This is a genomic window from Priestia sp. P5 (assembly GCF_029522155.1).
In the GTDB taxonomy this organism is placed as follows: Bacteria; Bacillota; Bacilli; order Bacillales; family Bacillaceae_H; genus Priestia; species Priestia megaterium_E.
The window spans coordinates 527,171-540,786 of record NZ_JAKWFJ010000002.1; the positions used below are offsets into that span (position 1 = coordinate 527,171).

12 protein-coding genes are annotated in these 13,616 nt (G+C 37.8%); all 12 read left to right on the plus strand.

What is annotated here, in order from left to right; genetic code table 11:
* Positions 1–8: 8 nt before the first annotated feature.
* The 12 genes from MMB69_RS19455 to MMB69_RS19510 all read left to right on the plus strand — a co-directional run bounded on the left by MMB69_RS19455 (position 9) and on the right by MMB69_RS19510 (position 13,606).
* Positions 9–1,112, plus strand: coding sequence for a glycosyltransferase (locus MMB69_RS19455; protein ID WP_277448273.1), 1,104 nt, complete (start codon positions 9–11; stop codon positions 1,110–1,112).
* The gene (gene manA / locus MMB69_RS19460; protein WP_277448274.1) at positions 1,109–2,119 is read left to right on the plus strand and encodes a mannose-6-phosphate isomerase, class I; all 1,011 of its coding nucleotides are present in this window, start codon (positions 1,109–1,111) and stop codon (positions 2,117–2,119) included. The genes MMB69_RS19455 and manA overlap by 4 nt, the downstream gene beginning before the upstream one ends.
* 203 nt (positions 2,120–2,322) lie before the next feature.
* Complete coding sequence (locus tag MMB69_RS19465; protein ID WP_277448275.1) at positions 2,323–3,078, plus strand: YveK family protein; 756 nt, start codon at positions 2,323–2,325, stop codon at positions 3,076–3,078.
* Complete coding sequence (locus MMB69_RS19470; RefSeq protein ID WP_277448276.1) at positions 3,068–3,778, plus strand: CpsD/CapB family tyrosine-protein kinase; 711 nt, start codon at positions 3,068–3,070, stop codon at positions 3,776–3,778. Before MMB69_RS19465 ends, MMB69_RS19470 begins: the two co-directional genes overlap by 11 nt.
* 393 nt (positions 3,779–4,171) lie before the next feature.
* On the plus strand, positions 4,172–4,939 hold the full coding sequence (locus MMB69_RS19475; RefSeq protein ID WP_277448277.1) for a tyrosine-protein phosphatase: 768 nt from the start codon (positions 4,172–4,174) through the stop codon (positions 4,937–4,939).
* 20 nt (positions 4,940–4,959) lie between these two features.
* Positions 4,960–5,130, plus strand: a complete 171-nt coding sequence (locus tag MMB69_RS19480) for a hypothetical protein (protein WP_157876213.1) — start codon at positions 4,960–4,962, stop codon at positions 5,128–5,130.
* Between the two features lie 60 nt (positions 5,131–5,190).
* The gene (wecB, locus tag MMB69_RS19485; RefSeq protein WP_277448278.1) at positions 5,191–6,315 is read left to right on the plus strand and encodes a non-hydrolyzing UDP-N-acetylglucosamine 2-epimerase; all 1,125 of its coding nucleotides are present in this window, start codon (positions 5,191–5,193) and stop codon (positions 6,313–6,315) included.
* Between the two features lie 24 nt (positions 6,316–6,339).
* Complete coding sequence (gene galU / locus MMB69_RS19490) at positions 6,340–7,221, plus strand: UTP--glucose-1-phosphate uridylyltransferase GalU (protein WP_043979854.1); 882 nt, start codon at positions 6,340–6,342, stop codon at positions 7,219–7,221.
* A 58-nt stretch (positions 7,222–7,279) separates the two neighbouring features.
* Positions 7,280–8,533, plus strand: a complete 1,254-nt coding sequence (locus tag MMB69_RS19495; RefSeq protein WP_277448279.1) for a glycosyltransferase family 4 protein — start codon at positions 7,280–7,282, stop codon at positions 8,531–8,533.
* Positions 8,527–9,813 (plus strand): glycosyltransferase, encoded by a 1,287-nt coding sequence (locus tag MMB69_RS19500; protein WP_221813185.1) that lies wholly within the window; start codon positions 8,527–8,529, stop codon positions 9,811–9,813. The genes MMB69_RS19495 and MMB69_RS19500 overlap by 7 nt, the downstream gene beginning before the upstream one ends.
* Before the next feature lie 23 nt (positions 9,814–9,836).
* Complete coding sequence (locus MMB69_RS19505) at positions 9,837–10,094, plus strand: hypothetical protein (RefSeq protein WP_043979847.1); 258 nt, start codon at positions 9,837–9,839, stop codon at positions 10,092–10,094.
* Positions 10,094–13,606: a CgeB family protein gene (locus MMB69_RS19510; RefSeq protein WP_277448280.1), complete on the plus strand. Its 3,513-nt coding sequence runs from the start codon at positions 10,094–10,096 to the stop codon at positions 13,604–13,606. Before MMB69_RS19505 ends, MMB69_RS19510 begins: the two co-directional genes overlap by 1 nt.
* Positions 13,607–13,616 lie beyond the last annotated feature (10 nt).

Below are 13,616 nucleotides of genomic sequence, written 5' to 3' on the forward strand. Positions count from 1 at the left end.
GCTTCTGGTTGAAAACAATTGCCTATTATATTTCAGACTACGGATATGGTCATGCGACTAGAAGCACGGCCATTATTCGTGAATTATTAAAGAAAAATGAAGAAATAGAAATCATTATTTGTCATTCATTTGCGATTGAGTTTCTTAGACAATCTTTTAGACATGAACATCGTGTGAGGTTTCGAGAGATTTTAACGGATGTTGGCTACGTGCTAAGAGAAAATTCTCTAGAACCAGACGCTGATTTGTTAAATCATAAAGTTGCTTCTTACGTCTCAAGCTTTCATACAAAGCTTATGTATGAAAAGCGATTTATGAAAGTAGCCAATGTTTCATTTGTGATTTCGGATATTTCTCCGTTAGGGATCTCAGGTGCCTATCTATTAAACCTGCCTTCTTTAGGAATATCAAATTTTACTTGGTTTACAGCATACGAAGGGTTAATTGGAGAATTATCGCTGGAATTTTTAGAAAAACGTTATGAACAGATGACGTATCAGTTTTCGCTAGCGTGCAGTGATGAGCCGCATTGGGGCATCAAAGAAAATCAAAGCTTCGGTTTTTATTCAAGAGAAATAAACGATACTGAAGTACAGCGTATTCGTAAAGAGATTGACCCTGAAGGTGACAGTCACATCATCTACTTCGGCCTGGGGATGAAAGTAGATATTGAAACATTGTCGGACTTGCCCATTTGGCAAAGTCCAAACTGCAAGTTTATCGTTTCATCGAATGTTGATGTTACTCGTCCAAATGTATATAAAATTCCTCAAGGTGAAACAGAAACGCAGCACTATGTAGCAGCGGCTGATCTTGTTTTAACAAAAGCAGGCTGGGGGACGATTAGTGAAGCGGTTTGCGCTGGTGTGCCGCTACTGATTACAAATCGCAGCAGCATGAAAGAAGATCGTCATACGATTGATTATTTAGTTCGTCATCAGCTATGCGACTTAATAGAGTGGAAAGAGTTAGAAGGTTTAGTAGTAACTCCTTCGCTTATTGAGACATGCAGGCGGCAGCAAATCAATTGCTATAAAAATGAAGCGACGCATATCGCCGAAGAAATCAATAAAAAAATAAACAGTAAGCAAGGAGTTCATTCAAAACGATGAAAAAAGCACCTATTTTTTTAGCGCCTCTATTTCAAGAACGTATCTGGGGTGGAACGGAGTTGGAGAGTCAGTACGGGTATCGTATACCTTCTGCTCAGACGGGCGAGTGCTGGGCGATTTCTGCTCATCCAAACGGTCCGAATACAGTTCGAGAAGGTCATTATGCCGGCAAAACGCTAGGTGAGCTTTGGGATGAGCATCCAGAAATATTTGGGCATTTTAACAGCCCAAGATTCCCTCTTTTAACAAAAATTTTAGATGCAAATGATGATTTATCCATTCAAGTGCATCCAGGTGATGAGTATGCACAGGAGTTCGAAAATGGTGAGCTCGGGAAAACAGAATGTTGGTATATCCTAGACTGTAAAGAAGATGCGACGATGATTTTTGGTCACCGTGCACAAAGCAAAGAAGAATTTATGCAGTTGGTAAACGAAGGTCACTGGAATGATTTATTGCAGCGTGTAAAAATCAAGCCCGGTGATTTTTTCTATGTTCCAAGCGGTACGCTGCATGCTCTTTGTGAAGGAACTCTAGTGCTTGAAACGCAGCAAAGTTCAGATACAACGTATCGTGTGTATGATTACAATCGTCTTGGCCAAGAAGGGGAACTGAGAGAGCTTCACTTAGAAAAAGCGATTGATGTGACGACTATCCCACATACTGCAACACATATAGAGCCTATTAGTATTCAAGAAAAAGGTGGCACCATCACTACTTTTTTAGAAGAAGATTATTTTTCTGTTTATAAATGGGACATAAAGTCTTCACTTGAGTTAGTTCAAACTCACCATTTTACATTAGGAAGTGTAATTGAAGGAAACGGGGTGCTTTGGACAGAAGAAGGAGAATTTCCGTTGCAAAAAGGAGAGCATTTTATTTTGCCAAATTCGATTGAAACATTTACTTTAACAGGCCAGCTCGAAGTTATTGCTTCTCATCCAAATGAGAAGAGTAAGCGTATGTACGAAGCTGCAAATGTTTTGGAAGATATGGCGAGGATCTAATGGGGTGTGTAAGAGAATAGTAGGTCATTTGTCATGAATAGTATAAATATTTTACATGCTATGTCGATATAAAGATAGAAAGAAAAAATAAGAACTGTCAATATTTCATTTAATTTACAAAAGAATATAGTAAAAGAATCTTTTGTCAACTATAATGAACAGTATATTGAATTTTTAGAAGTTACTAAGTTCGGAGGTCAACTATGGAAGAGACAATTAGTTTGCGAGAGTTGTTTGCAGTGCTTCGTAAGCGTCTTTGGCTTATTGTACTGATTACAATTATCGCTGCAACCGTAAGTGGAGTGATTAGTTTTTTTGTGCTAACGCCTGTGTATCAATCGAAAACGCAGATTTTAGTGAATCAAGCAAAAAGTAATGAACAATTGTTATATAATACGCAGGCTGTTGAAACGAATGTGCAGCTTATTAACACGTATAATGACATTATCACAAGCCCGGCTATCTTAGATAAAGTGGTCAAAGAGTTAAAAATGAACAAGTCCGCTCAATCTCTAAGCGGTCAAATTCAAGTAACAAGCGCGCCGGACTCGCAGGTAGCGCAGATTGTCGTACAAGATACAAGTGCAAAACGTGCAGCTCAAATTGCGAATACGACGGCTTCGGTTTTCCAAAAACAAGTGCCTAAGCTTATGAATGTAGACAATGTCAAAGTGCTGTCAAAAGCAACGCTTGGCGAAAGTGCAAGCCCTATTAAACCTCAGCCGCTTTTAAATATTGCCATTGCAGTAGTAGTTGGCTTAATGGTAGGTATCGGGCTATCATTCCTGCTTGAGTACTTAGACAATACGTTAAAAACGGAGCAAGATATTGAAAATATTCTAGAACTTCCTGTGATTGGAGTCGTCACGAATATTAAAGATGTGCCTAAGCCAACAAACGTATCGCGCCCAGATGTAGCTGCTCGCGTACCGCAAAGAGGTGAAACGTATGGCTCGTAAAAACAAAGCTCAAAAAAATGATAAAATGCTGACGTTAAAAAGACGTTTGCTTGCTCATAACAGTCCAAAAGATCCCGTAGCTGAACAGTACCGTACGATTCGTACAAATATTCAGTTCTCAAACGTTGATCAAGATATAAAAACAATTGTCTTAACATCAAGCGGAGCGGAAGAAGGAAAGTCTACGACTTCTTCTAACCTAGCAACGGTTTACGCGCAGCAAGGTTTAAAAGTACTACTAATTGATGCTGATTTACGTAAACCAACGGGTCATTACACGTTCCGATTAGAAAACCACATTGGTCTTACGAATGTATTAACTCGTCAATCTACGTTAGCGCAAGCGGTTCAAGAATCAGAAATTCCTCATCTTTCTGTTCTAACAAGCGGTCCTATTCCGCCAAATCCATCTGAACTGCTAGCATCTGTTCAGATGGCTGAGTTGTTAAAAGAAATGAAAGAGCAGTTTGATATGATCATTTTTGATACGCCTCCGATTTTAGCTGTAGCTGATGCGCAGATTTTAGCGAATCAAGTAGACGGCACGATTTTAGTCGTCAGCAGCGGTAAAACAGAGAAAGACGCTGCGTTAAAATCAAAAGATCTGTTAAGTAATGCGCAAGGCAAACTGCTTGGGGTTGTGTTAAATAACCGCAAAGTAGAAGAAGGAAACTACTACTATTATTATGGTAGCAATTAATCAAAGCCTCCCCGCTAGCATCTGCTAGCGGGGAGGCTTTTTGACGTATTTTTATAGAAAAAACATATAAGAAATTATGACTATTGTTATAAAAAGCTTAAAATGTGAGATTTTTCATAGGTGAAGTATTTATAAAGAATTGGTAAAATTTTTCTATTTGTTTATGTATTGATAAGATAGCTAAAAAGTAGGTTTTTCTCGATAAACAGCGCTTTTTAGGGCTTGTTTAGTAGTTCAAATGAAATGAATAGTTTTATTCAGACTATTCTTAAATATTTACAGGGCGTTGATTCGCAGATGTTTCGACAAAAAAAGACATAGAAATACATGTTATAATATGCTAACATAAGTATTGCTTTTATTAGGTCTTAAGAAGGATAGGGGTGAGGGTAGATGATTGACTTACATTGTCACATTTTGCCTGATGTGGATGATGGTTCTGCAAGTGACGAGATGAGTATTGAAATGGCAAAACAAGCGGTATCAGAAGGCATTACGGCTATTGTTGCTACGCCTCATCATCAGAATGGCAGATATCATAATGAAAAAGAAGCTATTTTACAGAGTGTTGAACAGTTAAATAGTTTATTAGTTCGTGAAGGAGTGCCATTAACCATTTTACCTGGTCAAGAAAACCGTATTTATGGTGAAATCTTAGACGACTATCATCAAGACAAAATTCTCACTTTAAACAATACGGGAAAATACTTGTTTGTTGAATTTCCTTCGAGTCAAGTCCCTCGATATGCGGAGCGGCTGCTGTTTGATATTCAATCACAGGGAATCATCCCTATTATCGTCCATCCAGAAAGAAACAGTCGGTTGTTAGAAGACCCTGATCTTCTCTATAACTTTATTAATAAAGGAGCATTAGCTCAAGTTACAGCTTCTAGCTTGGTTGGACACTTTGGAAAGAAGATAAAGAAATTTTCTCACCAGTTAATAGACGCCAACCTCGTGCATTTTGTTTCCTCAGACGCCCATAACCTCCAACATCGCTCTTTTCATATGCAAGCGGCGATTGATGTGATTGAGAGTGAGCATGGAAGAGATTATTATTATATGTTTCTAGAAAACGCTCAATGCGTTATCGACGGTACACAGTGTTACAAGGAATCTCCAGAAAAAATTATGCGGAAAAAGTTTCTAGGTATTTTTTAATGCCTAGAGGGTAGAAGCTATTGAGCAGTATAGAAATTATGAAAGAATTTGATCATTTACCTAAGAGCGTAAAAAAGGCTGTGCGGTATATTTACCAAGATGCATCTTACGATCAGCTGCTGATTTTAAAGAAACATTTAGCACATGCCATTCAGCAGAAAGAACAAGAACTTTATAAAAAAAGAGACTAGTATTTTCTATTAAAAATACTAGTGCTTTTATACATAATTTAATGAAACTAGGTGACTGCATTGCAACAGCGTATTAAAGTAATGACGATTTTTGGAACACGTCCAGAAGCCATTAAAATGGCTCCCCTTGTATTAGAATTAAATAAACGTTCAGAAGAATTTGAATCTATTGTAACGGTGACAGCTCAGCATCGTGAAATGCTAGATCAAGTGCTGCGTGTATTTGATATTACACCGGATCACGATTTGAACATTATGAAAGACCGTCAAACGCTTATGGACGTAACAACACGCGGACTTCAAGGACTAGATCAAGTCATGAAAGAAGTTCAGCCTGATATCGTACTTGTTCATGGCGATACAACAACAACCTTCATTGCAGGTCTTGCGGCTTTTTATAATCAAATCAAAGTGGGTCATGTAGAAGCGGGTCTTCGTACATGGAATAAATACTCTCCGTACCCGGAAGAAATGAACCGCCAGTTAACAGGTGTATTAGCGGATCTTCATTTTGCTCCTACTACAAAGTCTGCTCATAACTTATTGCAGGAAAACAAAAAAGAAGAAACGTTGTTTATTACAGGAAACACGGCAATTGATGCTCTAAAAACAACTGTGTTAGAAGAATATTCTCACCCCGTATTAGATCGTGTAGGCGATGACCGTTTAATTCTATTAACCGCTCACCGTCGTGAAAATCTTGGTGAACCAATGCGCAATATGTTCCGTGCGATTAAACGAATTGTAGAGGAGCATGATGACGTACAAGTAGTCTACCCTGTACATTTAAATCCTGTTGTTCGTGAATTGGCAGATGAAGTGTTAGGAAATGATCCTCGCATTCAATTAATTGAACCTCTAGAAGTAGTAGACTTCCATAATTTCGCTTCACGTGCTCATATCATTTTAACGGATTCAGGCGGCGTGCAAGAAGAAGCTCCTTCATTAGGTGTGCCGGTATTAGTACTTCGTGATACAACCGAACGTCCTGAAGGTATTGAAGCTGGAACGTTAAAGCTTGCAGGTGTAGAAGAAGAAACGATTTATTCACTTGCTAAAGAGCTTCTAACAAATGAAGAAGAATATGCACGTATGTCTAAAGCGTCCAATCCGTACGGTGATGGCCTTGCTTCAAAACGTATTGCCGATGCGATTAGCGAATATTTTAATACTCAAAATAAGTAATTAGTAGATGGGGGAAGTTTAATCATGTCAAAAGTAAAAAAAGCAATTATTCCAGCTGCTGGATTAGGTACACGTTTCTTACCGGCAACAAAAGCAATGCCAAAAGAAATGCTTCCAATTGTAGACAAACCGACTATTCAGTACATTATTGAAGAAGCCATTGAATCTGGTATTGAAGATATTATTATCGTAACGGGTAAAGGAAAACGTGCGATTGAAGATCATTTTGATAATGCTCCAGAATTAGAACAAAACCTAGTAGAAAAAGAAAAGTTCGAACTTCTAGAAAAAGTGCGTCAATCAGCGAACGTAGAAATTCACTACATCCGTCAAAAAGAGCCAAAAGGATTAGGACACGCGGTTTGGTGTGCGCGTAAATTTATTGGAGATGAGCCGTTTGCGGTACTGTTAGGAGACGACATTGTTCAAGCTGAAACGCCTTGCTTGCGTCAGTTGATGAATCAGTATGACGAAACGTTATCTTCTGTGATTGGTGTGCAGACGGTTCCAGAAAACGAAACAAATCGTTATGGTATTGTAGATCCTATTTCAAGCAACGGCCGCCGTTATCAAGTGGATACATTTGTTGAAAAGCCGGCATTAGGAACAGCACCTTCTAATCTAGCTATTATGGGACGTTATATCTTTACACCTGAAATCTTCAAGTTTTTAGAACAGCAGGAAGTAGGCGCAGGTGGAGAGATCCAATTAACAGATGCAATTCAAAAGCTTAACGAAATTCAGCGCGTATTTGCTTACGACTTTGAAGGCAAACGTTACGACGTAGGTGAAAAGCTAGGATTTATTCAAACGTCGCTAGAATTTGCTCTTCAGCATGAAGATTTACGTGATGATTTACTTACATTTATGGATGAGCTATTACAAAGAGAAAACGTAAAAGCTTAATTGATGTTTCACTAGTTCGCTTGGCGAGCTAGTGAAATTGTATTGGAGTGAAGTTGCTTTGACAAAAAGGGTACTTGTGATTTCTCAACATTTTTATCCTGAAATCGGTAGTGCAGGAAATCGTATAAAAAATATATATAAACTCTTAAAAGATGAAAATTATGACGTAAATGTACTGACGACTGAGCCCACATATCCAAATAAAAAGATCTATCATGACGAACAGTTTTGGGATGATGAGTCAATTGATGAAGAAAATGATGTAACGCGCATTGGTGTGAAAAATCGCAAGTATTCTAGAAGTATTATCAATCGTTTAATGTATTATTTAGAAATTGCTTTTAAAATGATGTTATTCATTTTAACTGACCGAAAACAGTACGATGTGGTTTTCGTTACGTCTCCGCCTATTTTTATTGCTGTCGTCGGGCTGCTTGCCAAATATCGTTATCGAAGGCCGCTTATTTTAGACATTCGAGATTTATGGCCTGAATCGTTAAAAGGGGTAGGGGTATTCAATTATCCGGTCGTTATTTCTGTGTTCAGCCGCCTTGAGAAAATTCTCTATGTGAAAGCTGATCATATTATTGTAAACAGCGAAGGCTTTATTCGGTTTATGACAGAGAAATATGCTATTCCGTTAAATAAAATTCATTTTATGCCTAATGCTGCAAATCGTAATGAAATTTCAATGATTGAATCCGGAAGCGATGTATTTAAAGTTATGTATGCAGGCAATATTGGTTTAGCACAAGATGTAACGGTTCTAATGGACCTTGCAAAAGAACTAAATGAGTATAATATTGAATTGACGGTTATGGGATATGGATTTAAAAAGAAAGAATTTGTGAGCTTTGCCAAAGAGCATAAGTTAACAAATGTTCGATTTATTAAGCCAACTACCCGTCAAGAATGTTTACATATTATTTCTGAACATCATATTGGAATTGTGACGTTGAACGGCAAGCAAGTATTTGAAACGGTTCTTCCTGGTAAGATTATTGATTACATGACTTGTGGAATCCCGATTGTCGCATCGGTTTCTGGCTATGCCAAAGACGTAATTGTTTCACATGAAGCTGGAATTGTATCAGAGACAAATACAGCAGATGAGATGCTCAGACATATTCTGTACTTGTATCAGCATCCTTCTAAAAGAGGTCAAATGTCTCGCAATAGCTTAAATTATGTAAAAAAGCATTTCTTCTGGGAGAAAAATATCGAAGTATTAATACGTTTAATTGAGAATAAAAGTTCTGAACCGCTGCACGTGGAGCAGACAGAATCAGTGGATAAGGTTGAAGTATTATGAGAAAAAATGTCTGTATGTTTGTATGGAATCATTTTACCAATGATGCGCGCGTCCTGCGCGAATGTACGGCTTTATCAGAGAATGGTTATGCCGTTGATTTAATTTGTATTCATGATCCGAACAATCCGGATTTAAAACAGTATGAAGAAGTAAATGAACATTTTCACGTTCATCGCGTAAAGCGTTATCCTTCTTCGCTGCTTTTTATGAAAAAAGCGTATCGTGCCCTTCTAAAATATAAAGTGCTCGCTCTGATCGCTTTATTGCTGTGGTTAGGAGCAGCGTACGTAGCTCCTTATGTAGTTCTTCCTGTTACGATCGTAGCCGCACTGTTATTAAAAACGAAGCTGCAAGTGGTTTGGGTAAGAGGAAGCATTATCTTAAGGATGATTTTAAAAGGCAGGAAGAAGAAATACGAAATTTATCACTCGAATGATTTAAATACGCTTCCTCAAGGGTTTATCTGCTCCAAGCTTCGCTTTAAGCGCAAGTACCTTGTCTATGATTCTCACGAGGTGCAAACGAGTAGAACGGGCTATGACAGCGGCGTATACGCAAAAATGGAGTCGTTCTTTATTAATAAAATTGACTCTATGATTGTAGAAAATCATACACGTGCAAAATACAATGAAGATTTATATGGCTTTTATCCAAACGTTGTCTATAACTATCCGTTTAGACCAAAAAATAAGCAGCAGCAACAAGTGAATTTACACGAACGCTTAGGGCTTCCTGAAAATGAAAAAATTCTGTTGTATCAAGGCGGTATTCAGACGGGACGAGGCCTTGAAAAGCTTGTTAAAGCCGCGCCATTATTTAAAGAAGGAACGTTAGTCTTTATTGGAGACGGACGTATCAAACCAGAGCTAGAGCGTATGGTAGCTGAAATGAAGTTAGAAGATAAAGTGAAGTTTATTCCAAAAGTGCCCTTGCAAGACTTGCCGAAGTATACAAAAAATGCGTACTTAGGTTTTCAAGTATTAAATAATGTGTGCTTCAATCACTATTCGGCTTCTTCAAATAAGTTGTTTGAATACATCATGAGCGATGTACCGGTAGTAGCATGCGACTTTCCGGAGATTAAAAAAGTAGTAGAAGGCGAGCATATTGGATTGTGTGTAGATTCGCATGACTATAAAGAGATTGCGAGTGCTGTTAATCAGTTATTACGAGATCCTGTGCTGCGTGCAACGATGAGCAACAACTGTAAAACAGCGAAGTTCAAGTACAACTGGGAAAGTGAACAAGTTCAATTTTTGAAAGTCTATCAAGCAATATAACGTAAAAGGAGGAACTTACGCGTATGGGTGTCAAACTCCATAGCCATGTATCTGTAGAAGTTCTGGAAAAAGAACTTCAAGTGGTTAAATCGGAACTAATCGAACAATTAAACATAAGAGAAAAAGAATTAAAAGAGTACCAGGATTTGCAAAAACGTTATACGATGCTAGAAAAAAGATATGCGGCTATCAGCCGTTCTTTTCTAGGAAAGTTAACGCTAAAGTATTGGACGGTTCGAAAGCGAATGGGTACAAATAAAGCAACAAAGGGGCATAGATAATGATCAGTGATATTCAAAAGCGTATGAAGTCGATTACGCAAAAAAGAGATTGGGCAAAAGCACATCGCATTCCAAGCCTAGAGTTTTCAGAAGTCGAAGCGAATAGCGGCTGGTTTAAAAAGAATCAAGTTGCTGTTTCATTTAATGAAGACGACCGAAGTTTTACTGTTGATTTGAATTCTAACAACTATACGTATCTAACTTATCGCGAGCAGAATATCGACTTTCAACAAGCTCCTGTAGAAGAAAATATTGCGTTTGACTTTTCAAGTCAGCAAACGCTTGTCTTCAAAGGGACAAAAAGTGAAAGTGTCTCCGTCGAGTTATTCATTATTGAATATAAAAATCGTCAAAAAGTAGGTATACATAGATTTGAAATGAACAGTGAAGGCATTATACCGTTCTCTCAATCTACTGATTCTATCCGCTTAGCGCTGCGCGTGAAAGGGCAGGGAACATTTAAAATTGAGAGCATGTTAATTAATGACCGAGGATTCTGGAATCAAAGCGAACTTTTGACAGAAGGAAATTATATTGTTTTAGAACAAAATCAGTGGTACATGCCTAAGTCCGATCAATTATACTATGATCCATTTAACAAAAAGTTCAACGTAAGTTTTGAAGATAAGCAATTCGCGTATGTAACGCACAGAGAAGGAAATGCTGCTTTCTCTGCTCAGCCTGCAAGTCCAGTGGCTGTTCATGACGATACGCTATCGGTTTGCTTCCAAGGCGAGAAAGAGAATTCTGTTGATGTACGTCTTGCTATTGTCTTTTACCAAGACGGGAAAAAAGTAGGAACAGATGAATTAAAGTTAAACAATAAAAAGCTGATTCATTTCCAAGAAGAATATAACGCTATTCGTCTAGCAGTGAGAGTATCTGGTAAAGGTGAATTTAAGCTTGATGATATCATCATCAACAACGTGTCTTATTGGTGGGTTCATGATGTTGAAGTAACCGTTCCTAAAATGACGGTTGATGCACCTATTAAATATGCTCTTAACGAACACTCTCTTAAAGGATGGCAAGAGTCAAACAATGGTGTTATTTATCATCCTTGGAACCAGCTGTTTCAATCTAAGTTAAAAGGGCAGGAATTCATTCATTTAACAGCTCAGCACTTTAACACAAGTGAAAATATCTCAGTAGCTGTTGATCATGATTCTACGTATGTTATTACGCCAGCAGGTGAAGTGTATGAAGGTATTGAGTTAGTTGTATATGCCGTAGGATATAAAAACAGCAAGCAAAATGAAATTCATCAGCTTGAGCTAAATGAAAAAGCTGAACTGCGTTTCAAAAAAGATACGGAACACGTTGAGTTTTTAATACGTGTGACGGAGAGCGGATTCTTTAAAGGCTTGCAGATTAACATTCAAGAAAAGCCAATTGAAATTACCAACAGTGCACAGCTAGAGTTACAAGCTTCAGATTGGTTTGCAAGCGCGAAGAAATTAGTACAGCTTTCTACATCAGAAAAAGGGCTCCGCGGTTCAGTAAATATTGAAGCTGGCAAAAACAGCTATATTTCGTATAAAGAAACAAATAATAGTTTTAAAATGCTTCCGACTCACCATATCATGACGATGCAAAAAGGATTTGAATATGAGTTCACTGTAAAAGGTAAAGCAGATGAAGATGTAGCTGTGATTCCAATGTTTATTGGGTATTCAGATGAAGAAAAGCTTCAAGTGCTGCAGCTAAAATTTAACTCAATGACAAAAGTGCAAATTCATCCTGACATTACACAGTTCCGAATTGCTTTACGCGTTTCTGGAAAAGGTGAATTTGATGTTCATACGATTTCTATTAATGAAATGAAAAGCATTGAACGAGAGCAGTCATTAGATTACGTAGCAAAACAAGAAGTAGATGCATTTAACATGCTTCCTCCAAAGCCAATCAAAGAAATGAAGATGGCAGTTATTTTTGACGAATTTACGACGGCTTCTTATGAACATGAGTGTAAATTAATTAAAATGACTCCGGATAACTGGCTTGAGGTTATGACAAAAGAACAGCCAGACTTGCTAATGGTTGAATCTGCTTGGCGTGGTAACGGAGGCGTTTGGAATAAGCGTGTTGGTTACTACGGAGAAGAGAATATGAAGCCTCTTTACTCACTGTTAGCTTGGTGCAAAGAGCATAATGTGCCAACCGTATTCTGGAACAAGGAAGATCCTGTTCACTTTAATCGTTTTATTGAAACAGCTAGACGATTTGATTATATTTTCACAACGGATGAAAACATGGTTCCTTACTACCAAGAAAGAGCTGGACATCAAAACGCATTTGCGCTGCCGTTTGCTGCGCAGCCGGCTATTCATAACCCGATTAAAATCGTGGATGAACGCGAAAACAAAGCATGTTTCGCTGGATCTTATTATCGTCATCATGAAGAAAGATGTATTGATATGGACCGATTATTAGATGCCGCGGCTAAAGTGGGATTAGATATTTATGATCGAAACTATATTCAAAACTTAAAAGGGCTTATGCCAAATCATCAATTCCCGGATCGCTTTGTTCCTTATGTAAAAGGAAACTTAAAGTATTACGAAATTGATAAAGCATATAAAGGCTACAAAGTTATGATTAACGTAAATACAGTAAAAGAATCTCCGACGATGTTCTCTCGCCGTGTATATGAAGGGTTAGCATGTGGAACACCTGTTATTAGTACGTATGCACAGGGAATTGGAGAAATTTTCGGCGATCTTGTTTATATGTCTGAAGATCCAACGAGTTTGCATGAAGAATTCAAACAGCTGTTAGAAGATGAGCGTTACTACGAAGAAAAAGCTTTAACGGGTATTCGAGATGTATTAACTAAGCATACGTATACGCATCGCCTAGAGTACATCATTGAGAAAGTGGGCTTAAACTTTGCTTTTGAACTGCCAACAGTTACGGTAGTTGCGATTGCTAATACGCGTCAAGAGTTTGAGAGCATCGTTGATCAATTTAACCGTCAAGCTTATGAAAATAAGCAATTATATATTCTAGTAGATACATTCGATGGCTATTTAGACCTTTACAATAAGTACAACACAAAAACCATTCACACGTTTGTTCGCAGTTATATGCACAACTACTTAAACATTCGCGACTGGATTTCAAGTGAGTATGTAACGTACTTTGGCCAAGGTAGCTATTATGGGCAAAATTATTTACTAGACTTAATGCTGAGTACAACGTTTACGGACAGTGACTTTATTGGTAAAACAACTCACTACAGTGTGGAAAACGGAAAGCTTGAAGAGAAAAATGCAGGTCAAGAATACGAGTTTGTAAGAGAGTTATCGTCACAGAGCTCCGTTGCTAAAACAAATGTATACAGCAATCTTTCACTTGAGCAAGTAATTAATCTCTTTGAACAAGATCAAAGTCTTGCGTCATATGCTAAATACGGCAAGCAGTTCTTTAGTAATGACAAATTTAATTACTTGAAATTAGAAGATAGCAGCAAGGACGACATCACTGCTATGGTAAATAAAATAGAGCTGTGAGGTTACAAAA